We start from the raw sequence: 23,153 nt of genomic DNA on the forward strand, positions 1-23,153 counted from the left end.
ATGTTTTTGATCAAATCGTAAATCCAAATGCAAAAAACATACGTATTATTGGTGTAGGTAAACAGGTGCCAATATCTGTTTAACCACATAAAATAAAAAACTCCGTTACCCCAGGGGTTTTCAGGTAAACCTGAGCTGATACATTTTTTTAAGAAACTGACTTTTTACATCATTTATGTTTGTTTAAACATAAATGCTAATTGCTAACAGTATTCACCCTAAAACCTGACCTAATGCATTTATTTTCGACGTATCATTTTGATCTGTTAAAGAAGGAGTTGACAGAAAAGGCCAACATGACCTACATTACTCCTGCCGATTGCAAAGCGCTATCATTGGCATTATTTAACAAAACGCAGAAAAGCATCAGCGAAACCACTTTAAAGCGGATTTTTGGCTTCGCGTACAGCAAATTCACGCCCTCGTTATTCACAATGAACGCGCTGGCCGAATTTTGCGATTATACCGGTTGGGATGCTTTTTGCCAAAGCAGGCAAAAAACACCTGCAAAAAAGCAACACAACGCCGAAAACAAACCTTGTAGTATCACGGCCAAAGCCGAGCGGATCACCAATTTTACGTTGCAAACCCAAATGAACCATTCGGGTATCCCGTTTCAATACACCATACCGCGTAATTTTGTGGAGGAGCAGCTGTCGATATTTATGCAGCAGCCTTACACCGCTACAGTGTTCACCGCCCCTGCCGGCTATGGTAAAACAATTGGCCTGTGCCATTGGGTAAAGGAACTGGTAAAAACCAATATCGATAAAGAAAATAAAGACATCATCTTGTTTTTTAACGGCAATACCATCAATTCGTCTTTACAAAACATCAACTTAAATGATTGGCTGATGGGTTTGATAGGCCTCTCGGCAGATGAAGACCTTGATGGTTTGGCTGATATGGTTGAAGGGTTTAATGGTAGGTTTATATTGATAATTGATGGTTTTGATGATTTCTACTTCAAAAACAACAATTTCGAAACCACTTTTAACCAGCTGGCCGATATCATTAGCATGTATCACAAATACCCATGGTTTAAAGTGATATTAACCATGCGCTCATCTACCTGGACCAATTTCCGTGAGGATATTATAGCCAAACCGGATGTATGGTTTACCGGCTTTATGATGGATAATGAGCATAAACGCAATGTGCCTCCATTGTCATCAGAGCAGATCAAAAAACTTTGTGAAAACATAAACCCCAATGTTACGCATGAAATAACTTTACCTATCATCGATAAATTAAGCCTGCCCCTGTATTTTCAATACTACTATCAGAAATACAGCGATAATTTTAGTCTTACCCATTTTAATGATCTTACTTACTACCACCTGGTAGCCGCCAATTATTACCATAATATATATAAAGGGCACTATGCCATTGAAAAAGTGCTGCTCATTACCGGTATCATTAACCAAATGGACACCGATAATAATGTATATGAGGTTAACAAGCTTAAGGTATATGAGTTGCTTAAAAAGTATGGCCCGGCTTACCAGGAAATGATCAGTTCTGGCATTGTTGAAGAATTGAACCTTTCGCGCGAAAGCAAACTAAACTTTATTGTTAAAATGAGCGATGAAGTTACGTTAGAATACGCACTGGCCATGATACTGATGTATAACAACAACTATGTGTTTGATGAAAACCTGGTAAACCTGGCCGATCTTGTTTTCTCGCGCGAGAAAAAACTGCCTATTATCAAATGGTTTATCTATAATTCGATATACAAAGATTACGAGTTTGACCTGAAGGCTTTGCTAAATGTACGGATGTCGCCTGCCGAAAAATCGGAGATCATTAGTTTTATTGGCGAGTTATTGAAAATTCAACGCGCAAACAACAATAAATCTGAACGGATGGAAGACCTGTTCAGGCAGGTGTGCAGTGAAGATTTTTTTAACTATTTCATCAGCCTTGAGTTTATTGATGTGGCCTACGAACAGGTATTGGAAACGTTTTTACACTTCCGCCTTTCGAGCCAACAGCAGATCCTGATAAAAACCTGCCTGGCTGCTATAGCTGTTATGCAGCTTGATCTGACAAAGCTTGAAAAACATCTTAACGACTTAAAACTGTATAATCAAAAAAGTCTGCAAAACCTGCCCATTAACCCTATTGATTGTATTGAAACCATACTTTTCTATCTTAAATATGGCATTGTAAAGAAAGACGCGCTGATCCAGATCACCAGGTTTTATTTCAATCCTACCGAAAACGTGGGTATCTCCAAAGGCTTTAACGAACTGATAAATCTTTTGGCGCTTTATACTTCAACCATTTGCCAAAAACATAACAAAGCAGCAAAACTCATTAACGGCCTTAATAAGGTTTACCCTAACCAGTCGGAAGGATATGCTTTTATCCTGAAAACCATTATGGCCGAATCATACCTAACATCGGGTTATGAAGAAAAAGCCAGGGAAATATTTAACGAGATAAGCGACCAATACAACGAGAAGGAAGGTGGTTTTACAACTTTTATGAAAGTGCTTTACGAAGGCTTGAAAATAAAACTCACCCTGCCTGCAACCAATCATACTTTAGTTGTGAACAACATTAAAAGCTTGATCAAACTATGCGACGATTCGAGACAGATCATTGTTAAAGTGAACACCTTAGGCTTTATCCTAAGCAACTACGCCATACTTAAAGAAAACGTGTACGTATTTAACGACCTTTACTTCGATTTCATAAAAAGCATCCGTAACAATGGCTGCCGTACCGAACATTTTATGAACGAAGAAATAAAATGGGCCGAAACCCGCACATCAAATAATTTAATGGCCCGTTTTAACAGCTACGATAACTAAGCAAGGATCTGGTTACGGTACTCGCGCGGACTTGCTTTTTTGATCACCTTAAAAAAGCGGTTAAAGTTTGATACGTTGTTAAAACCGCACTCATAGGCTATATCTGTAATACTGTGGTCTTTATTGGCCAGCAGTTTACAGGCATAGCCTATTCTTGTTTCGTTTACAAACTGGGTGAAAGATTTTTGGGTGCGCGCTTTAAAAAACCTGCAAAATGCAAAGGTGTTCATGTTGGCAACATCAGCAATAGTATTGAGGGATATATCTTCCCTAAAGTTATCAAAGATGTATTTAAACACCTGGTCCATGCGCTTACTATCGTGATATTGGTATTGGTTGGTATAGTTGATACTGGCCAGCAGGCTATACTCTTCGTCCGAACTCATGATATTCAGGATCTCCAGCAGGGTGATGATCTTCTGCAAACCTTCCTGCTGTAATATCTGGTACATCAGCTTCACAACCGCCTCCCTGCATTTTCCATTCAACTCCACCCCTCTTTGGGCTTTATTTAAAAACGATTCTATCTTACGCACATTTCCAAACGCCGACAGGTGCATCAACAGTTTTGATGGGTTGAAATAGATAGATAATGAGTGCGCATAAGGTATCTGCTCATCATCCACAGCCTGCTCCTGGGTGTTGTGCCATACATGTGGGATGTTTGATCCCAAAAAAATTAATTCGCCGCTTTCAAAATAATCTACCAGGTCGCCAATAATGCGTTTGCCCGAACTTTTTACGATGTGCACCAACTGGCATTCTTCATGAAAATGAAACTCGTTAGAGAAAAAAGGGAGCTTTACCTCCTTGGCTAAAAAAAGGTCTTCCGACTGTACCCCGTCGGATAATACGGCTAAAATTGGTTTCATTTTAACAAAATTGGTGAAGAGGATTTAAATATAAGCAAAAATACTATCGAAAATTGCCAATTTAAATGAAAGTAAAAAAATCGGGCCGCCTAATTTTACATCAGCATACCTCATCCGGAAAAGGCAGCTAAAACCAATTTATAAATACGCAACTAACAAGGTTTTCATTTTTTAAAGGGATACCACCCCTTAAAAAACATATTTATTTACATGTATATCACAAAAATTGAAGTTATTGATAAACGCTTTAACCTGGGCAACGGCGCGGGTTCTGATGCCGTGAACGATTCAACGCAATACGCCTATGCCATTTGCGAACTGCATACCGATAGCAATATTAAAGGCATAGGCCTCGCTTTCACCCTCGGTGCCGGTAACGATTTGGTTTGCAAAGCTATTCAATACCTGTCCGAAACATTAAAAGGTAAAGAAATTGAAGAACTGATGGCCGATTTTGGTTCAGTTTACCGTTCGATACTGGATTCGCCTACCTACCGCTGGCTTGGGCCGCATAAAGGTGTTATGCAACTGGCACTGGCCGCGATAGTAAACGCCTGTTTTGACCTTTGGGCCAAAAGCCGCCAGGTACCGCTCTGGAAGCTGTTGATGGACTTGACTCCTCAGCAACTGGTAGCCACACTTGATCTTCATTATCTTGAAGAGGTATTAACCGTTGAAGAGGCCGAAAGCATCTTAACCAACAATTTTGCCGGTCGCGGTTTACGTAACAACGTTTTGCAAACAGGCTATAAAGCTTATGATACGTCTGTTGGTTGGTTCAACTACACCGACGAGAAAATTAAAGAGAACGTGGCCCGTGCTATCGACCGCGGGTTTACGGCCATGAAGCTAAAAGTAGGCTCAAACGATCCTCAACGCGATATCCGCAGGGCAAAGCTGGTACGTGCCGAGGCTGGCGACAAAACTACCATTATGCTTGATGCCAACCAGAAGTGGAACCTGCCACAGGCTATTAGTATTTGTAAAGAGTTAAGTTCGATAAACCCGTATTGGATAGAAGAACCAACCCATCCCGATGATGTAATTGCCCACCAAACGCTGGCTAAAGAGATAGCCCCGCTTAAAATAGCCGCGGGCGAGCATATTCCCAACAAGATCATTTTCAAAAACTTTTTGCAGGCCGGGGCTATGGATTTTTGCCAGGTTGATTGCGTGCGCGTTGGTGGCGTGTCTGAATTTTTGACAATAAGCCTGCTGGCTAAAAAGTTCAATATCCCTGTTGTTCCGCATGTGGGCGATATGGGGCAGATCCATCAGCATTTAGTGTTGTTTAACCATGTGGCTATTGGTCACGAAAACTTATTTTTGGAACATATACCGCATTTGGCTCGTTATTTTAAACATCCGGCCAATATAAGCGGCGGCTACTATGCCGTACCTGCCGAAGCGGGCAACAGCAGTGATTTAGTGATCAGCTAAAAACCAAAAATGAACCAGTTATTAAACAAAGTAATTTTTATTACGGGCAGCGCGTCGGGCATTGGCCTGGCCTGTGCCGAGGCCTACATACGTGAGGGAGCAACCGTTTTTATAATGGATGTAAACAAACGGGCATTGGCTAAAGTACTTGCAGGCTTTGATGGCAACCATAAAGGCATTGCCGGCGATGTATCAAAAAGCGCCGATGTAAAAGCCGCTATTGATGAAATAGAAAAACATTATGGTCGGCTTGATGCCATCCATAACAACGCGGCCATTGCCCACCCCTCAAAACCGGTTGATGAAACCGACGAAGATGAATGGGACGCGCTGATGAACATCAACCTAAAAAGCCTGTTTTGGACAACCAAACATGGTATCAATTTGCTCAAGGCATCAAAAGGCTGCATTTTAAATACCAGCAGCATGGCCGGCGATATCGGCCAAAGTCTGCATGCGGCCTATACGGCAACCAAAGGCGGAATCAACGCGCTTACCAAATCAATGGCCTTGGATTATGCTTCATTCGGCATCCGGGTTAACGCTATCTCGCCCGCCGGGGTTTGGACACCGCTGCTTAAGCAATGGGCGGCAGAACAGCCCGATCCCGGATCGATAGAAAAATATTTGAATGAGATCCACGCGCTTGGCTATTGCCCCGAAGGTGATGTAGTGGCCGATGCGGCGGTTTTTCTGCTCTCGGACGCGGCAAGGTTTGTAACCGGCTGCATTATGCCGGTAAGCGGCGGGGCCGAATTAGGTTACAGAAGATAAAATTAAAGCTATGAGTAAAACCACCGGTAATTCGTCGAAATATTTGGTTCCGCTATTGATAGTGATGAGCCTGATGTTTTTCTGGAACCTGAGCCGCAACATTAATGATGTGCTGATCCCACACTTAAAAAGGGCTTGCCAGTTGAGCGATCTGCAATCGTCGCTGATCCAGTCGGCATTTTTTGGGGCCTATTTTTTGATGGCCTTGCCCGCTGGCAGGTTTATCGAAAAAAAGGGCTATAAAACGGGAATGGTAACCGGGCTGGTTTTAGCAGCTATTGGCGCAACCATATTTTACCCGGCGGCAACTACCAGATTTTACCCGGTGTTCCTGCTCGCCCTGTTTACCATGGCCTCGGGCTTTGCTATTTTAGAGGTTACAGCAACGCCATACATCTCCAAACTTGGCGATCCTGACCATGCCTCAAGCCGGTTGAGTTTAGCTGCCGCAATAGGTTCGGTAGGCGCAACCATCGGGCCATATTTAGGCTCGGCGTTTTTGTTGCATGATAAGGATATCCCTGCAGACCTGATCGCTTCCTTCAATCCCGAACAGCTTAAAAACTTTTTAAACAACGAGGCACATATGGTTATTACGCCATACCTTACTTTGGCAGGCTTGTTTATAGCGCTTTGTATTTTACTGTACTTTTTAAAGTTCCCGGTTATCAACGAAGGTATATCAAGAAAAAAACTATCGGATGTTTTTAAGTTTAAACACACCATGCTGGGCGTGCTGGCCGTTTTCGCTTACCTGGGTGCCGAAGTTGGGGTGGTAAGTTTTATCATCAGGTACACCAAAACATTGAACATTATTGGCATGACCGAAAAGAAAGCCGCCCTGTTCATTACCCTTTACATGGCGCTGGTATTAGCCGGGCGTTTGTTAGGTGCATTAGTTTTAAAACATACCAAACCTAATAAAGTGCTCATTATTTGCAGTGCCGGGGCATTCGCTTTGATTTTGGTTTCGGTGCTAACGCAGGGTTATGTGGCTATCATCACCTTATCGCTGGTGGGTTTCTTTACTTCTGTTATGTACCCGATCATCTTTACGCTCAGCATTAAAAATATTGGCGAGTACACCAAGGTAGCCTCTTCATTATTGATCATGGGCGTTGTGGGCGGGGCTATTATTCCGCCTGTAATGGGGTTAATATCCGATCATTCGGGCATTAAGCTGGCATTTATAGCGCCATTGGTTTGCTACCTGTATGTTTTATTTTATGGGATGAAGGGGTATGTTGTGAAGCATAAGGCTTTGGCTGAGGATGCGGAAGGTGCGGTATTGAGGGTGATAGCGCATTGAGTGTAGAATAATTCTTATGCTGTCCGAAGTTTTCAACTTCGGACGACTATGCCTGGAGTTTGCAACTCCAGTAACATGCACGGCTAACACTTTTTCATATGTATGGAGTTACAAACTCCATACATATGAAATTCGAAGTCAGAGACTTCGAATAGCGAAGTTTTTTATTAAAACCTCTCAATTCTTCCTGATCACTTTCCTGCTGATCTCTTTTCCACCGTTTGAGATCGTAACAATGTAAACCCCAACCTCCAGATCCCGAATACTGATCTGTTTATCAACCAATTTACCAGATCTTAAAAGCTTTCCTCCTATATCATAAATTTTAAAGGTATGATCGCCTTCAAGGTTTACATGCACGGTATCGACACTGGGATTAGGATACAGCACAACCGTACTATCCGGCAAAACCGGAACAATGGTTGGATCAACATAAGCCCGGCAAATCGGGTCGCCAATTACTATGCCCATCCAGCCTTCCATGTGCGATGCCGCGTAGTAGCTTTCGGCCAGGGTCCAGCCTCGGGTGTAGCGGTTAAACAGGATGCTTGGCGAAGCTATCCCCTGCAGTAGGGGCTCGTCAGTATAACCCTTAACACCGGTTACGCCTTGTTTTACAATATCATCAATTAATGATTGTCCACCTTCAGTTGGTAAAAATGTACGGGCACTGGTTGATACGGCGGTTTCGCACAATGCACCGGCGGCAAATTTTAACGAGTTATAGGCTGCCGGATCATAATGCGTATCATTACTCCCCCATGATATATACCCCATCAAACCAGATTTGTGCCCAACAAAAACATTGGTGCTATCATATAAAACCGGGATCTTTTTACTCAGCAGGTAATCGTGCGCCACGCTCATATCAGAGTTATATTCGCCATACACGCTCTCTTTAGTAATAAACAGCTTTTGGCCCGGTTTGTAATTAGCAGGGATCAATGAATATGGTTGCCCTTCTTTATTCGGAAAACCGAAATCGAAGCAGGCATCCAGTAATATAGGGCCCTGGTTAATGGTACCATTTTCCATGTTCTTTTCGGCTGCTAACGAGCGTGTGGTTACGGCTATGGCATCGGCTTGGGTATATCCATCCAGGCGCGTTACCAGGTAGCCGCCAAATTGTGCATGGCTAAAACGCCTTTCGCTGTTAAAAAACTTATTGGCCCAGGCATCGCCAACATAATCGCTCCCATAATTAGGATCGGTAACGTTGATAATGCTCGAGGTTGGGTCGGCCTCATATCCAAGCGTCGAGATCCGGCTATCTAAGGAGCATACGCCTCCATAAGGTTTATTCGGCGTGTTGTAAACCCTGATGGGTACGCCTTTGGTAAAAACTATAAAATCAATTTCGGTATGGCTTTTTAAATAGGCTTTTATAGGCGTCTCGATGGCGGTAACATAATCCGGGTAATTGATGCTTTCGGCTTGCTGATCTACAGCGCCATCCGGGCAGCTTACATTTATAAAATTAGTTACACCGCGACGTTTCATGTAGTCGTTTGCTATCGCGATAGAGATCGGGCTTTTTGAATTTTCTACCACCAGTACGCGGGTGGTTAGGGATTTTGTTTGGGCAGATACTTGAGTTAGCGCAACAAACATCAAAAATATTGCGCAACAGGCTATTTTATGTTTTTTCATAGGGGTATATGTTTTTGCGCCGCATAGATAGACAAAAAATGGCAGATGGTCTGCACTTTAAAACGTTTTACCCTCATTTGCCACTTGCGGTATGCGGGTTCAAATTTCTGTACAATTTTGGCAACAACAAATAAAAAAGTTGCACTTATTTTGTTGTTGAATACACACTTATTGCAAGTAAATTGTTCCTAAATCGTTTTTCTGACACATCTACCAAAATACATAGTCAAAATAGTATTGAAACTAATCAATTTTAGCGCAATTTATTGGTAACGTACACTATACTTTTATCTTAATTATAAACAACAACTACTGAAGGTTTACTAAAAAGAATTAAACCAGGTACAGCGGCCCGAAAAAAAGAGCCTCAAACCTGGACTGGGATTGCTATAACCATTACTGAATGATCAAAACTTTACTAATTGCGCTATTATTTGGGTTCGCGGCCGGTATTGCCTCAGCACAGCATCATGAAAATGGGCTTGCGGGCAATGCCCCAGCCGCATATAGTGTTCAAAAAACAGCCAACGACAGTTGGAAGGGTTTTGAGCGCGTAAACCTTAGCATAGGCCCACATAGCGCATATTTTGTAAATCCTAAAAAATCGCTCGACGGAAATCCATGGATCTGGCGTGCATCATTCCCCGATTGGCATACTGATATCGATAGCATTTTGCTTAGTAAGGGTTTTCATGTTGCTTATGTTAACGTTGATAACCAATATGGCAGCCCCTACGCTTTGCAGGTATGGGATGTTTTTTACCGGTATTTAACCGCACAGCAAGGCTTTGCAGCAAAAGTGGCACTTGAAGGTGTTAGTCGCGGTGGTTTGTACGTTTACGGCTGGGCCAAGCGCAACCCGGATAAAGTAAGCTGTATTTATAACGAAGCCCCGGTATGCGATATTAAAAGCTGGCCGGGTGGCAAACTATCCGGTGTTGGCGATACCGCTTTGTGGAAAGAGCTACAGCAAGTTTATCACTTTACTGAACAACAGGCACTTGCCTATCATGATAATCCTATCGACAACCTTGATGGGCTTGCCGCGTTCAAAGTACCGGTAATGCACATCATCGGTATTGATGACAAAATAGTGCCAAATGCAGAGAATACCAATATCCTTGCACAACGTTACACCGCTTTAGGTGGGCCTATGATGGTTTACCCGGTAACTGCCGGTCCGCAGGAGTTGAATGGGCACCACTTCCCTATTGAGCACCCGGAACAATGGGCTAATCTGATTATCAGTTATAGCTATCCGGTTAAGAAAGCACTGCCTTATAACAATTATTTCAATACCCGTAACGGATTAACAAACAGCCTTATTGCTTTCAAATCGAATAAAACCGCTACGGTTGCTTTTTTAGGCGGATCAATAACCTACAACCCAGGCTGGCGCGAAAAAATCAGCCGTTACCTTACCGAGCGTTTCCCGGCTACCAAATTTCATTTTATACAGGCCGGTATTCCATCTTTGGGTAGTGTACCGCATTCGTTCCGCTTACAGCGCGATGTGTTGGATTCGGGCAAAGTTGATTTGATGTTTGTTGAAGCCGCGGTAAACGATAACGTGAACGGTTTAGATAGCCTCACCGAAGTTAAAACATTAGAAGGCATTGTGCGCCACGCTAAAACAGCCAATCCGGCAATGGATGTGGTGATGATGGAGTTTGTTGATCCCGACAAGATCAGGGATTATAACAATGGCAAAACACCTTTTCAAATTGCAAACCACGAGTTGATCGCTGGTTACTATGGCCTGCCCTCAATTAACCTGGCTAAAGAAGTAACCGATAAACTAAACAACCACGAGTTTTCATGGCAATATGATTTTAAAGACCTCCACCCCGCCATTTACGGGCAGGAGCTTTATTTCGCTTCGATAAAAAGCCTGTTGGATAAATGTTTTACTGATGAACAACCGGCAGGTAAAAAATCAGTCAATAAATCGCTCCCAAAACCATTGAATACCTTAAGTATTAGCAATGGTCAATACTATAGTATCCAAAACGCCAGAGATCTAAACGGATGGGCAATCAATCCGGACTGGGCACCTACAGATAATACCAGTACCCGCGAGGGCTTTGTGCATAAGCCAATGCTTATCGGTACAAAATCAGGCTCAAGCCTAACCTTGCCTTTTAAAGGAACTGCTATCGGCATGGCTATAGTATCCGGCCCGGATGCAGGTATTATCAGCTACAGCATTGATGGCGGTGCAGAAAAATCAATGGACCTGTACACGCAGTTCAGTTCGTGGCTGTACCTGCCCTGGTATGTAACCTTCAGTACCGATCTAAAAAAGGGCAACCACACACTCAAGCTTAAAATCGACAACAATAAAAACACTAACAGCAAGGGGAATACGTGCCAGGTGATCTACTTTTTAACCAACTGATTTTTTTAAAAGGATAGTAGCAAAGCACATACCCGTACCTGAAATTTTAATTGTCAAACTAACATATTTTAACCCCTAATAGAATGATTAAACCAAACGCAAAACCATTGCTTCGTACTTAAACGCGAACTAAAACCCTTCAAACCAATTTCAAAAACCTCTTAACCAATTTATTAAACCAAATTTATGAACAAACTTTACCCAATGATCAAAACCCGGGGGGAGCGCAAACTCCCATACAAACCTGCACCGGGTTTTTATTGCTTTGTATTGTTGCTGCTGAGCCTGCTTTTCTCGGCAAACCTTACACATGCGCAAACTAAGGTAACTATTACCGGTACCGTGGCCGATACCCTTGGCGGAAGAATTGTCGGGGCTAACATCATAGCCACTAACCGTAAAAACGTAGCTACCACTACCGATGTTAACGGTAAATTCGTGATAGATGCCGAGCCGGGCACCATCCTGAAAGTATCGTATGTAACTTTTGTTGATCAAACGTTCACCGTTTCGGCCAGCAAGCTGGTGGTTAACATCGTACTTAAAGAATCAAAACGAGGCCTTGATGAGGTTGTAGTTTTGGCCTACGGTAAAAAGGAACGCCGCGAAGCCGTAGTAGGTTCCGTAACAACCGTTAAACCGATGGATCTGAAGATCCCGGCCAGTAACTTAACCAATGCTTTGGCTGGCCAGGTTGCGGGTGTTATCGCTTTTCAGCCTAACGGGCAGCCGGGTTTGGATAACTCTAACTTCTTTATCCGCGGTGTGACAACCTTTGGTTACAAAAAAGATCCGCTTATTTTGATTGATAACGTGGAGTTGACAGCTAATGACCTTGCCCGTTTGCAGGTTGATGATATTGCCAGCTTTTCGATATTAAAAGATGCCAGCGCTACAGCCCTTTACGGTGCCCGTGGTGCAAACGGTGTTATTTTGGTAAGCACTAAAGAAGGTAAGGTAGGTAAAGCCAAGATCAACGCCCGTGTGGAGAACTCGATCAGCCAATCGGCCAAAACGCTACAGCTTGCCGATCCTATTACCTATATGAAGCTTTTTAACGAAGCTACCATCACCCGCGACCCAACAAGTCCTCCACCCTTTACCCCTAATAAAATATTAAATACCGAAGCAGCTCTTCGCGGTGATCCGGGCAGTAACAAATACGTTTACCCGGCTGTAGACTGGTTGGATATGCTTTTCAAAAAACGTACCGCCACCCAACGTGCCGATATTAGCGTAAACGGTGGTGGTGATGTTGCCCGTTATTATGTATCAGGCTCATACAACGTTGACCACGGTATTTTACGTGAGGATATTGCCAACAATAATAATAACAACGTTAAGTTCGAGAATTTCCAGCTCCGTTCAAACGTGAACATTAACCTAACTAAAAGCACCGAACTGGTGGTAAGATTAGTAGGTTCATTTAACGAGTACAATGGCCCGATGACCAGCGACGCCTCGTTCTCTACCGATTTGTATAACGTTGCCGTGCACACCAGCCCGGTATTGTTCCCGGCCTATTTCCCGGCCGATTCGGCAAACATGAACGCCAAACACATTTTATTTGGTAACGCGGCACCTAATGTTGCTAACGGCACCTCTCCGGGGCCAAACTCAATCGCTTATAATAACCCTTATGCCGCATTACTGCGTGGCCATAAAAACTTTTCGGAGTCAAGGCTTTCAGCACAATTGGAGTTAAACCAAAAGCTCAATTTCATTACCGATGGGCTTAATTTTCATGGGTTGTTCCATACCAACAGGTACGCGTACTTTCAATCGCACATGAATTATTCGCCGTTTTATTATTTCGCGGACGAAAACAACTATGACAAAGCTACCAATACGTATAAGTTAACCTGGCTTAACTCGCAAACCGGTAACAATATACCAAACATACCTACCGAATACCTTACCTACAGCCGTGACAGGGACAACGATAACCTGAACACCTACATCTTTTTTCAGGGTGTTTTGGATTATAGCCGTGCCTTTGGCGATCATAACATAAGCGCTTCATTAATTGGCACGCGCCAACAAACCGTGTACTCTGATGCTAAAGATCCGGTGTTGAAGTACACAACATTACAGTATTCATTACCATACCGTAACCTTACAGTAGCCGGTCGTGCCACTTACTCGTTCAAAAGCCGTTACTTTTTAGAGTTTAACTTTGGTTACAATGGTACTGAGCGTTTCTCATCTAACCATAGGTTTGGCTTCTTCCCTACCATTGGTGGTTCATGGATCGTATCTGATGAGAAATTCTGGGAAGGGTTGTACAATGTATTCAACCGCGTAAAATTAAGGGCCAGCTATGGCTTGGTGGGTAATGATGCCATTGGCCAGCAACGGTTCTTCTTCCTGTCGGATGTTAACCTTAATGGAGGTAACCCTGCCTATTTTGGTACCCTTAATGATTACAGGCGCGAAGGTGTTTACATTAACAACTACGCAAACCCTAATATTACCTGGGAAACCTCGCGCCAGCTTAACCTGGGCCTTGAGTTTACCATGTTTAAAAACCTTAACGTAGTTGCCGAAGTTTACAAATACCACCGCTACAACATTTTACAAACACGTTCAACATTGCCTACCACCATGGGCCTTGAAGCGCTTGATGATAATGGCAACCCTAAAGTAACCGCCAACATAGGCACAGCCGATTCAAAAGGTATCGACTTATCGGCAGATTATAAAGCCCAGGTTGGCCGTAGCGGCTGGTTACAGGGCCGCGGTAACTTTACCTTGGCAACCACCAAATATGGTAACTACGAAGAACCTCAATGGGCCGAGGCCTATCGCTACCAAACCGGCCAAACCATAAACAGGCAGTTTGGTTACATTGCCGAACGTTTATTTGTTGATGATAACGAGGCCAGAAACTCTCCATCACAAATATTTTCGACCAATGGCATTGCCCCGGGCGGCGGTGACATCAAATACCGCGACCTGAACGGCGATGGTAAAATTGACGGTGCCGACCAAACTTTTATAGGCAACCCAACGGTACCCGAAATTGTGTATGGTGCAGGTTTATCAGGCGGTTACAAAAACTTCGATATTTCATGTTTCTTCCAGGGACAGGCCCGTGTTTCGTTCTTTATCGATCCAAGTCGTGTTAGCCCGTTCATCCAAAGTCCTGATCCATACATTTATGGCAACACCCAGCTGATCAAAGCTTTTGCCGATGACCACTGGAGCGAAGAAAACCAAAACCTGTATGCCACTTATCCAAGGTTAGGCGTTACCGGCAACCAAATCGAAAACAACCGCCAAAACAGTACCTGGTGGATGCGCGACGGCAGCTTTGTACGCTTAAAATCGGTAGAGATAGGTTATTCATTGCCGCCATCAATATTGAAACACTTAAACCTAACCAAATGCCGCATTTACTTTAACGGCTTAAACCTGTACACCTGGAGTCCCTTTAAACTATGGGATCCGGAGTTGGGCGGAAACGGTTTTGCCTACCCTATACAAAAGGTGTTCAACTTAGGTATCAACGTTAACCTATAATTTTTTACTGATCAATACTTAGTATTATGAAACAATATTATAAACTTTTATTACTGGTAGGGCTCCTGGTTTCGGGCGCATCATGTAAAAAATACCTTGATGTAACGCCCGATAATACCGGCACCCTCGAGTACGCTTTCAGGAACCGTAACGAGGCCGAAAACTACCTGTTTACCTGCTACGCAACGTTGCAGCAGTTTTATGATCCTACATCAAACGTAGGCTTCACAACCTCGTCAGAAATTATTTATCCCAACAACCTCACCAATAAACCGCTTAACGAAACCGGCTTTAACCTTATCCGCGGTACGCAAAACAGCAGTAACCCCGGTATTAACTGGTGGGATGGTGCAAATGGCGGGCAAGCATTATTCCGCTCGTTACGCAGGTGTAACATCTTCCTCGAAAATATTGACGAGGCGTATGATCTTACACCAGCCGAAAAAGCCCGCTGGATTGCCGAGGTTAAGTTTTTAAAAGCCTATTATCATTATTACCTGTGTCGCCTTTACGGCCCGGTACCTTTGATCAAAACCAACGTTGATATCTCGGCCAGCACCGAAGAAGTTAGGGTAAAACGCGCCCCGGTCGATTCTGTATTTAACTACTGTGTGCAACTGCTTGATGAGGCTATCCCTAACCTGCCACCGGTTATCACCAACCAGGCTAAAGAGTTAGGCCGTATTACGCAGTTAACAGCAATGTCTATCAAGGCCGAAATGTTGGCAACCCAGGCCAGTCCGCTGTTTAACGGCAACCCCGATTATGCGAGCATGAAAAACAAGGATGGCCAGCTGTTATTTTCAACTACTGTCGATCCGCAAAAATGGAAACGCGCCGCTGATGCCGCCAAAGCCGCTATTGATGCTTGTACTGCAAATGGCCTTAAATTGTACACCTTTGTTGCGCCGCCGGTAGTTGGCAGCCTGTCTGACCAGATACGTGGCGAATTAACCATTCAAAACGCGGTTACCGAAAAATGGGACCAAAACCCGGAATTGATCTGGGCGCTGAACCCAACTTTCCCGTGCCAGGGTTATGCTACACCAAGGTTAACACCAAAATCGGCAGTAAACATCTTCTCAAACCCATCAACCTTCGCGGTACCTATTTCAACCCAGGAGCTTTTTTATACTGCTAATGGTGTCCCGGTTAATGAGGATAAGAATTATGATTATGCCAACCGCTATTCGCTTAAAACAGCAGGCGATGCTGATAAATATTATATAGCCCAAGGTTATACCACCATTAACGAGCATTACGGTCGCGAAACCCGTTTTTACGCTAACATCGCTTTTGATGGCGCCATATGGTATGGCAATGGTATTTATGATCAGGACAAAGCCTATCACGTAGAAGCAAGGGGTAATACCTCGCTCGCCGGCCCTAAAGACCGTAACACGCTAAATATCACCGGATACTGGCCTAAAAAATTAGCTAATTATCTCTCTGTTTATGACGATGGCTTTCAATCTGTAGAGTTTCACCTGCCTTTAATGAGGCTTGCCGGTTTATACCTGCTTTATGCTGAAGCACTAAACGAGGTAAACGGCCCAACACCAGAGGCTTACGATTATATTGACAGGGTGCGTGCAAGGGCCGGTTTGAAAGGCGTACTTGATTCATGGGCTACTTATTCGAAAAATCCAAATAAGCCAACCACCAAGGAAGGTTTGCGCGATATCATTCACCGCGAGCGCCGTATCGAGCTTTGTTTTGAAGCGCAAAGCGGATGGGACCTGCGCCGTTGGAAAGAAATTCAGCAAGTGCTAAGCGTACCAATGCAGGGCTGGAACATTTACGAAACCGAAGCTGGTAACTACTATCGTCCAAACACGGTAATGACCCCTGTTTTTGGGTTACGCAATTATTTCTGGCCGATAAAAGATTACGATTTAACGGTTAACAATAACCTGGTACAAACCACCTACTGGTAGGCCATTGCCCATCAATTATAAACGAACTAATTCCATATAAATAAGAATTATGAAACGCATTAAAAATTATCCGGTGACAGCATTAGCCCTCCTGGCGCTGCTGTTTACAGCATGCCTAAACTCATGCAAAAAAAACGACGGGTATATTAAAGAGGTATCTAATGATTTAAGTAAACCTGCCAATGTTAGCAATGTAAAGGTTAAAAACTTTAACGGCGGCGCTTATATCACTTATGATCTGCCAAATTCAGATAACCTGCTGTATGTACAGGCCGAGTATCGTATCAATGATAAAACCACCCGCCAAACCAAATCAAGCTATTACTCTGATACAGTAACGGTTGATGGTTTTGCCAAAAGCCAGGATTATGAGGTAACGCTTTACTCGGTAAGCAGGGCAAACGTAAAATCAGATCCATTAGTAGTTAAGGTGCACCCCAATGAGCCTTTTTACAGGCTGATCAAAGCTACCGTTGCCGTCACTTCCGATTTTGGAGGTATAAACATTAAAGCCTTAAACCCGGAAAAGCGCGATATAGGCGTAGTATTGCTCGATTTTCAAAAATCAACTCAATCACTTGAAATTGCCGATCAGCATTATACCAATACAGATACCCTCAATTATTCCATAAGGGGTTACCAGGCAGTGGCACGGCAATTTGGCGTTTATGTTACCGATAAATTTGGCAATATATCTGATACTACCTTAGTTACCATAACCCCAATTTTTGAAACCCTGCTTAACAAAGCCAACTTCGCGGTTTATAAAACCCCTACCGATAGCCAAACAGCTTATGGCTGGGAAGTGCCTTACCTGTGGGATAATAAAACCGACGGTTATTCAAACGGCTGGCATACCGCTCCGGGCGGTCCTGCACCAATGCAGGTTACCTTCAGCTTAGGTGTATCAGCCCAATTAAGCCGTTTTGTTTTATGGGAACGCCCAGATCAATACGCTTACGGACACGGTAACCCTAAAGATTTCTCGATTTGGGGATCAAACGTCACTGCTCCGCAGGATGTAAGACTGCCTGATTATGCACCGGTTGGTACCGTAGTTGGCGATTGGGTAAACATTGGTAACTATCATTACCCTAATCCGCCATCGGGCCTTACGCCGGGCTTCACCAACGCGGCCGATGCCGCATTTGTTGCCGCCGGTGTAAACTTTAACGTTCCGCCGGGTTCAACGCCTATTAAATATTTCAGGTTTATGGCGCACAGCACCTGGTCTAACGGTGACTTTGCCCACATGATGGAGCTTTCAATTTATGGTAACCCCCAATAAGCATTAAAATCCAGATCAAAATGAAAATGAAAAATATTATCAGAATAGCTGCTTTGGGTTTAGTGGGATACCTGATGTACGGCTGCAGCAAGCAAGACACCGCTTTTGAATCCTTCCTGAACGGAAAAGAGGTTAAATATCCCGGTACCATCAGCAAGATCACCCCTCGCCCGGGTAACCTCCGTGCGGGAATAACCTTTCACCCAAGCAGCGACCCAAGCGTATCCCGCTACGTAGTATATTGGAATAACCGTGCCGACTCGATTGTTTATACTTCGGATAATCATAACCCATCGGATAGTTTAACGGTTATTGTACCCAACCTTAACGAATACATTTATTCGTTCACGGTGTTCTCGTACGATGCTAAGGGTAACCGCTCTGTTCCGCGCGATGTTAATAATGTTAAGGTTTACGGGCCTATCTACCAGTCGGGCCTTTCAAGCCGTAACTATAACCTAACAAACCCATATGGCATTAGTGCCGATGGCAAGGTTAAACTTAACTTTAACCTGATGGATACCAGCGCGCACAATGTGTTCACGGTTATTAAATACACTAACAAAGCCGACAAAGAAAGTTTTGCCAGGATCAATGCTGATAGCCTTTCAATTATACTGCCCGATTATAAAGCCGACACTAAGATCCAGTTCCGTTCGGCATTTATTCCAGCAAAAACAGCTATCGATACCTTTTATGTATCCGACTATGAAGATTTTGCAACCATAAATTCAGTTGCCATTTGCGATAAAAAGCTTTTCGCAAAGAAATACCTTACTAACGATGCAAAACCATACGAAGGCGATACTGATATTGACAGACTTTGGGATGGTAGTAATGGTCCGCAGGGCTTCCCTAACATTTTCCACAGTGATGGAAACGGTCCGCTGCCGGTGGTTATCACTTTTGATATGGGCGCGGTTTATAAAGGTTTGGTTGCCATTGAAGAAACCGGCCGTAACTGCTGCCACAATCCGGATGATTTTGAGGTTTGGGGTATAGCCGATTTAACCAACGCCACAACCAACTTAAAAGCTAACGATGCCGGCTGGGCTGCCGAAGCTACTGCCAAAGGATGGAAATTGCTTAAGGAAATAAAAAGGACAGATGATGGCAGCGCGCCGCTGAAGGTTAACTTTGATCCTAATCCGCCGCCAGTACGTTATATCCGCATCAGGATAAAACATAATGCCAACGGTGAAGGCAACTACACCAACATGAGTGAGCTTACCTTCTGGAACAACGCACTACTATAATAACAACCACATGGCCGGGCTGCTTAGGCGGCTCGGTCATATTTTTATTTTAAACAACTGACCTCTGTTTAAATATCCATCTAAAATAATAACCATGAAAAAAACAGCGCTACTATTTCTGAGCCTGCTTTTAATACTCAGAATTGGCTTTGCCCAGCAAACCGGAGTGGTTAAAACTCCCAAAGCTGTGCTTGATGATTTCATGACCAAACGCTTCGGCATGTTCATACACTTTGGCCCGGTAACTTTACGTGGCACCGAAATTGGTTGGAGCCGCAATAAAGAAGTAGCGCAGGAAGATTATGACAACTTATACAAAGAATTTAACCCGGTTTTATTTAATGCCGATGCCATTGTAAAAACCGCTAAAGATGCCGGGATGAAATACCTGGTGATCACCGCCAAACATCACGATGGCTTTGCTTTATGGCCATCAGCATTTACCAATTACAACATCAGCCAAACACCCTATAAACGCGATATGGTGGCCGAGCTGGCAACGGCCTGTAAAAAGCAGGGCGTATTATTTTGCATTTACCACACCGTGCTTGATTGGCACGACCCCAACTACCCTATTCAAAACCCTTACGACAGCACAAAGAATGTAAAGGGAAATATGGTAGCCTTTAAAACGCAAATGAAGAATGAGCTGAAAGAACTCATCACTAAATATCACCCCTACCTGCTTTGGTTTGATGGTTACTGGGAAAAACCATGGACCAACGCCGACGGGCAGGAGATCTACAAATTCATCAAAAGTATTGATCGCAACGTGATCGTAAACAACCGTTTGGGTAAAGAGAGCGAGAAGCTCAACGATCAATCAGTAGGCGATTACCTTACGCCCGAGCAGCGCATTGGTCAATTGAATATGAACGAGCCATGGGAAAGCTGCATCACCATTTGCCAGCAATGGGCCTGGAAGCCTAATGATAAAATGAAAACCGTACAGGAATGCATCCAAACGCTGGTGAAAACTGCCGCCGGTAATGGAAACCTGCTGTTTAATGTTGGACCAATGCCTGATGGCCGGATCGAGGCGCGCCAGGGTGCAGCCCTGCAACAAATGGGCAGCTGGCTAAAAAAATATGGTGAAAGTATTTACGGCACCAAAGGTGGCCCCTACACACCTAATGATAACTATGCTGTTACACGCAAGGTTAATAAGATCTATCTGCACGTATTTCAGAAAAAAGATGATAAAATTGTATTACCAAACCTGCCCGGCATCAGTATAACCAATGCATCGGTAATGGGAGGTACCAAAATCAATTATACAACTAACGCAACAGGCTACGTTATTACTTTGCCTAAAACTTTGCCCGATGCCAACAGCAATGTGATAGTACTTGAGCTGAATAAAAACGCCGAAGAGATCCCTGCAATTACCGCGGGCAAGTAAACAACCTAAATAAGAAACCCAATTAATAATTTATGTCGATAAAAACGCCGCTGCTAATAACTGTAATGCTAACAGGTATTACAACGTTTACACAAGCGCAAACCAAACAATTAAAACTCTGGTACAAACAGCCTGCACAGCGCTGGGAAGAAACCCTGGCTTTGGGCAATGGCCGCCTGGGCATGATGCCCGATGGGGGAATTACCAGCGAGAAAGTGGTACTGAATGATATCACCATGTGGTCGGGGTCATCGCAGGATGCCAATAATTACGAGGCTTATAAACAATTGCCCGAGATCAGGAGATTGCTTGCGGCCGGCAAAAATGTTGAAGCGCAGGATATCATCAACAAATCGTTTGTTTGTACAGGCAAAGGATCTGGCGGTGTGCCGTTTGGTTGTTTCCAGATGCTGGGCGATCTGAACATCAATTACCAGTACAAAGGCACGGATGATAAACAAATAGCATTTGAAAATTACGAGCGTGAACTTTCATTAAACAACGCGCTGGCCAAAACCACTTTCAAAATAAACGGCGTTACTTACAAGCGCGAATATTTCACCAGTTTTAGCGATGATGTAGATGTAATTAAACTAAGTGCAGATAAACCGGGCATGTTGAATTTGAACATCGGCATTACCCGCCCTGAACGTGGCGTAACATCAACCACCGGTAACGAGCTGGATCTGATCGGTCAGCTGGATAATGGTACAGATGGTAAAGGCGTAGCCTACAAAGCTGCGGTTGAAGCTAAGCTAACCGGCGGCACATTAAGCACTACCCCTACTTCGCTTGTTATTAAAGATGCTACCGAAGTTTTGATCTACGTATCTGCCGGTACCGATTTTAAAAATCCACAGTACCTTAATAAACTGAACAAAGATATGGGCGCGGCTTTGGCTAAGCCTTATGATCTGCAAAAGCAACAGCACATCACCAACTTTCAAAAACTGTTTAACAGGGTAAAAGTTGATTTAGGATCATCAGAAGCTGAGAAACTGACTACCGACCAAAGGCTGATCGCTTTCCGCAGTAACCCGGATGCAGATAACGCCTTACCTGTTCTGTTTTACCAGTTTGGCCGTTACCTGAGCATTTGCAGCACCCGTGTAGGTTTGTTGCCACCAAACTTGCAAGGCTTATGGGCTAACGAAGTCCATACTCCATGGAACGGCGATTACCACCTCGATATCAACATCGAAATGAATCAATGGCCGGTTGAGGTTTCCAACCTGTCAGAATTAAACCTTCCCCTTGCCGACCTGGTTAAAGGCATGGTACCACACGGCGAAAAAACAGCCAAAGCTTATTATAATGCCGATGGATGGGTGGCACACGTAATTACCAACCCATGGGGCTTTACCGAGCCGGGCGAAAGCGCATCGTGGGGAGTTTGTAAAGTTGGTTCGGGCTGGCTTTGCGATAACCTTTGGCAGCATTATGATTTTACAGGTGATAAAAACTACCTGAAACAGATTTACCCGATACTAAAAGGTGCGGCCCAGTTTTACAACAGCATGCTCATCAGCGATGCTAAAACCGGCTGGCTGGTAACCTCACCATCATCATCGCCCGAGAACAGTTTTTATCTGCCTGATGGTACCCACGCCAGCATTTGCATGGGGCCAACTATTGATAACCAGATCATCCGTCAGTTGTTTAACAATGTGATCACCGCAAGCAAGGTGTTGGGTAAAGACGAAGCGTTCAGCAAAACGCTGGCTGCTAAAGTAAAAAAACTGCCTCCTCCGGGTGTTATCGCCAAAGATGGCCGCATCCAGGAGTGGCTGGAAGATTATAAAGAAACCGAACCGCAGCACCGCCACGTATCGCACCTGTATGGCTTGTTCCCTGCATCTGAAATTACGCCAGAGGCTACCCCAGCCCTTGCCGAAGCCGCTAAGAAAACGTTAGAAGTAAGGGGCGATGACGGCCCAAGCTGGTCTATCGCTTACAAAATATTGTGGTGGGCACGTTTGCACGATGGCAACCGTACCTACAAACTGTTTAAAGAGTTGATGAAACCTACCATCAAAACCGATATCAATTACGGTGCAGGTGGTGGTGTATATCCTAACTTGTTATCGGCCGGTCCGCCGTTTCAGATCGATGGTAACTTTGGTGCCGAGGCAGGCATTGCCGAAATGTTGATCCAGAGTCATGCAGGGTTTATCGATTTTATCCCTTCTATCCCGGATATATGGAAAGCGCAAGGTGAAGTTAAAGGCTTGAAAGCCCGTGGTAATTTTACTGTGGATATGAAATGGAAAGATGGTAAAGTAACCGCCTACAAAGTAACTTCTCCTACCCCGCGCATGGTTAAGGTAAAAATTAACGGTGTGGTTAAAAATATTATGGCTACTAAAAGCTAATCTGTTGGATGGCTGAATAAGCCTAAGCCTTCCCAAATATCGTTGCTTCATGCAAGCACATGGCAACTTGTAGAGCCAGACTTACGAAGTTTTTAAAACTTCGTAAGTCTT

At 43.9% G+C, this 23,153-nt stretch carries 13 protein-coding genes; 11 read left to right on the top strand and 2 right to left on the bottom strand.

The window, feature by feature from the left end; genetic code table 11:
• Positions 1-233 precede the first annotated feature (233 nt).
• Positions 234-2,822 carry a hypothetical protein gene (locus tag AAFN85_RS29355; RefSeq protein ID WP_347531535.1) on the top strand — a complete coding sequence of 863 codons (2,589 nt, stop codon included), beginning with the start codon at positions 234-236 and terminating at the stop codon, positions 2,820-2,822.
• Here AAFN85_RS29355 and AAFN85_RS29360 read toward each other — a convergent pair.
• Entirely contained in the window at positions 2,819-3,694 is an 876-nt protein-coding gene (locus tag AAFN85_RS29360) for an AraC family transcriptional regulator (protein ID WP_347531536.1), read from the bottom strand. The two genes, AAFN85_RS29355 and AAFN85_RS29360, sit on opposite strands and share 4 nt — an antisense overlap.
• Before the next feature lie 210 nt (positions 3,695-3,904).
• Here AAFN85_RS29360 and AAFN85_RS29365 point away from each other — a divergent pair, with 210 nt between their 5' ends.
• Genes AAFN85_RS29365 through fucP form a run of 3 tightly spaced genes read left to right on the top strand, consistent with a single transcriptional unit; the run spans position 3,905 to position 7,217 of the window.
• Positions 3,905-5,134 carry an enolase C-terminal domain-like protein gene (locus AAFN85_RS29365; RefSeq protein ID WP_347531537.1) on the top strand — a complete coding sequence of 410 codons (1,230 nt, stop codon included), beginning with the start codon at positions 3,905-3,907 and terminating at the stop codon, positions 5,132-5,134.
• A gap of 9 nt (positions 5,135-5,143) precedes the next feature.
• Positions 5,144-5,908: an SDR family oxidoreductase gene (locus AAFN85_RS29370; protein WP_347531538.1), complete on the top strand. Its 765-nt coding sequence runs from the start codon at positions 5,144-5,146 to the stop codon at positions 5,906-5,908.
• A 10-nt stretch (positions 5,909-5,918) separates the two neighbouring features.
• A complete protein-coding gene (gene fucP / locus AAFN85_RS29375) occupies positions 5,919-7,217 on the top strand; it encodes an L-fucose:H+ symporter permease (protein WP_347531539.1) in 1,299 nt (432 codons plus the stop codon).
• A gap of 177 nt (positions 7,218-7,394) precedes the next feature.
• Here the strand turns inward: fucP and AAFN85_RS29380 are convergent, their stop codons facing one another.
• A complete protein-coding gene (locus AAFN85_RS29380; RefSeq protein WP_347531540.1) occupies positions 7,395-8,867 on the bottom strand; it encodes a TIGR03790 family protein in 1,473 nt (490 codons plus the stop codon).
• Between the two features lie 403 nt (positions 8,868-9,270).
• Between AAFN85_RS29380 and AAFN85_RS29385 the strand changes: the two genes are divergently transcribed.
• From AAFN85_RS29385 to AAFN85_RS29415, 7 genes are all read left to right on the top strand, one after another.
• Positions 9,271-11,265, top strand: a complete 1,995-nt coding sequence (locus tag AAFN85_RS29385; protein WP_347531541.1) for an SGNH/GDSL hydrolase family protein — start codon at positions 9,271-9,273, stop codon at positions 11,263-11,265.
• A 186-nt stretch (positions 11,266-11,451) separates the two neighbouring features.
• Positions 11,452-14,787 carry a TonB-dependent receptor gene (locus tag AAFN85_RS29390; protein ID WP_347531542.1) on the top strand — a complete coding sequence of 1,112 codons (3,336 nt, stop codon included), beginning with the start codon at positions 11,452-11,454 and terminating at the stop codon, positions 14,785-14,787.
• A 26-nt stretch (positions 14,788-14,813) separates the two neighbouring features.
• On the top strand, positions 14,814-16,724 hold the full coding sequence (locus AAFN85_RS29395) for a RagB/SusD family nutrient uptake outer membrane protein (RefSeq protein ID WP_347531543.1): 1,911 nt from the start codon (positions 14,814-14,816) through the stop codon (positions 16,722-16,724).
• A 49-nt stretch (positions 16,725-16,773) separates the two neighbouring features.
• Positions 16,774-18,012, top strand: coding sequence for a DUF5000 domain-containing lipoprotein (locus tag AAFN85_RS29400; protein ID WP_347531544.1), 1,239 nt, complete (start codon positions 16,774-16,776; stop codon positions 18,010-18,012).
• Between the two features lie 20 nt (positions 18,013-18,032).
• The gene (locus AAFN85_RS29405) at positions 18,033-19,268 is read left to right on the top strand and encodes a DUF4998 domain-containing protein (RefSeq protein WP_347531545.1); all 1,236 of its coding nucleotides are present in this window, start codon (positions 18,033-18,035) and stop codon (positions 19,266-19,268) included.
• Between the two features lie 94 nt (positions 19,269-19,362).
• Positions 19,363-20,670, top strand: coding sequence for an alpha-L-fucosidase (locus tag AAFN85_RS29410; RefSeq protein WP_347531546.1), 1,308 nt, complete (start codon positions 19,363-19,365; stop codon positions 20,668-20,670).
• Positions 20,671-20,702: 32 nt separating this feature from the next.
• Positions 20,703-23,042 (top strand): glycoside hydrolase family 95 protein, encoded by a 2,340-nt coding sequence (locus AAFN85_RS29415; protein ID WP_347531547.1) that lies wholly within the window; start codon positions 20,703-20,705, stop codon positions 23,040-23,042.
• Positions 23,043-23,153: the final 111 nt, after the last annotated feature.

The sequence above is a fragment of the Mucilaginibacter sp. CAU 1740 genome (assembly GCF_039839285.1).
Lineage (GTDB): Bacteria > Bacteroidota > Bacteroidia > Sphingobacteriales > Sphingobacteriaceae > Mucilaginibacter.

What these genes read in the sequence shown, in the direction of transcription:
- AAFN85_RS29355 (WP_347531535.1), top strand. Translation starts at nt 234, where the DNA reads ATGCATTTATTTTCGACGTATCATTTTGATCTGTTAAAGAAGGAGTTG.
- AAFN85_RS29360 (WP_347531536.1), bottom strand. Translation starts at nt 3,694, where the DNA reads ATGAAACCAATTTTAGCCGTATTATCCGACGGGGTACAGTCGGAAGAC.
- AAFN85_RS29365 (WP_347531537.1), top strand. Translation starts at nt 3,905, where the DNA reads ATGTATATCACAAAAATTGAAGTTATTGATAAACGCTTTAACCTGGGC.
- AAFN85_RS29370 (WP_347531538.1), top strand. Translation starts at nt 5,144, where the DNA reads ATGAACCAGTTATTAAACAAAGTAATTTTTATTACGGGCAGCGCGTCG.
- fucP (WP_347531539.1), top strand. Translation starts at nt 5,919, where the DNA reads ATGAGTAAAACCACCGGTAATTCGTCGAAATATTTGGTTCCGCTATTG.
- AAFN85_RS29380 (WP_347531540.1), bottom strand. Translation starts at nt 8,867, where the DNA reads ATGAAAAAACATAAAATAGCCTGTTGCGCAATATTTTTGATGTTTGTT.
- AAFN85_RS29385 (WP_347531541.1), top strand. Translation starts at nt 9,271, where the DNA reads ATGATCAAAACTTTACTAATTGCGCTATTATTTGGGTTCGCGGCCGGT.
- AAFN85_RS29390 (WP_347531542.1), top strand. Translation starts at nt 11,452, where the DNA reads ATGAACAAACTTTACCCAATGATCAAAACCCGGGGGGAGCGCAAACTC.
- AAFN85_RS29395 (WP_347531543.1), top strand. Translation starts at nt 14,814, where the DNA reads ATGAAACAATATTATAAACTTTTATTACTGGTAGGGCTCCTGGTTTCG.
- AAFN85_RS29400 (WP_347531544.1), top strand. Translation starts at nt 16,774, where the DNA reads ATGAAACGCATTAAAAATTATCCGGTGACAGCATTAGCCCTCCTGGCG.
- AAFN85_RS29405 (WP_347531545.1), top strand. Translation starts at nt 18,033, where the DNA reads ATGAAAATGAAAAATATTATCAGAATAGCTGCTTTGGGTTTAGTGGGA.
- AAFN85_RS29410 (WP_347531546.1), top strand. Translation starts at nt 19,363, where the DNA reads ATGAAAAAAACAGCGCTACTATTTCTGAGCCTGCTTTTAATACTCAGA.
- AAFN85_RS29415 (WP_347531547.1), top strand. Translation starts at nt 20,703, where the DNA reads ATGTCGATAAAAACGCCGCTGCTAATAACTGTAATGCTAACAGGTATT.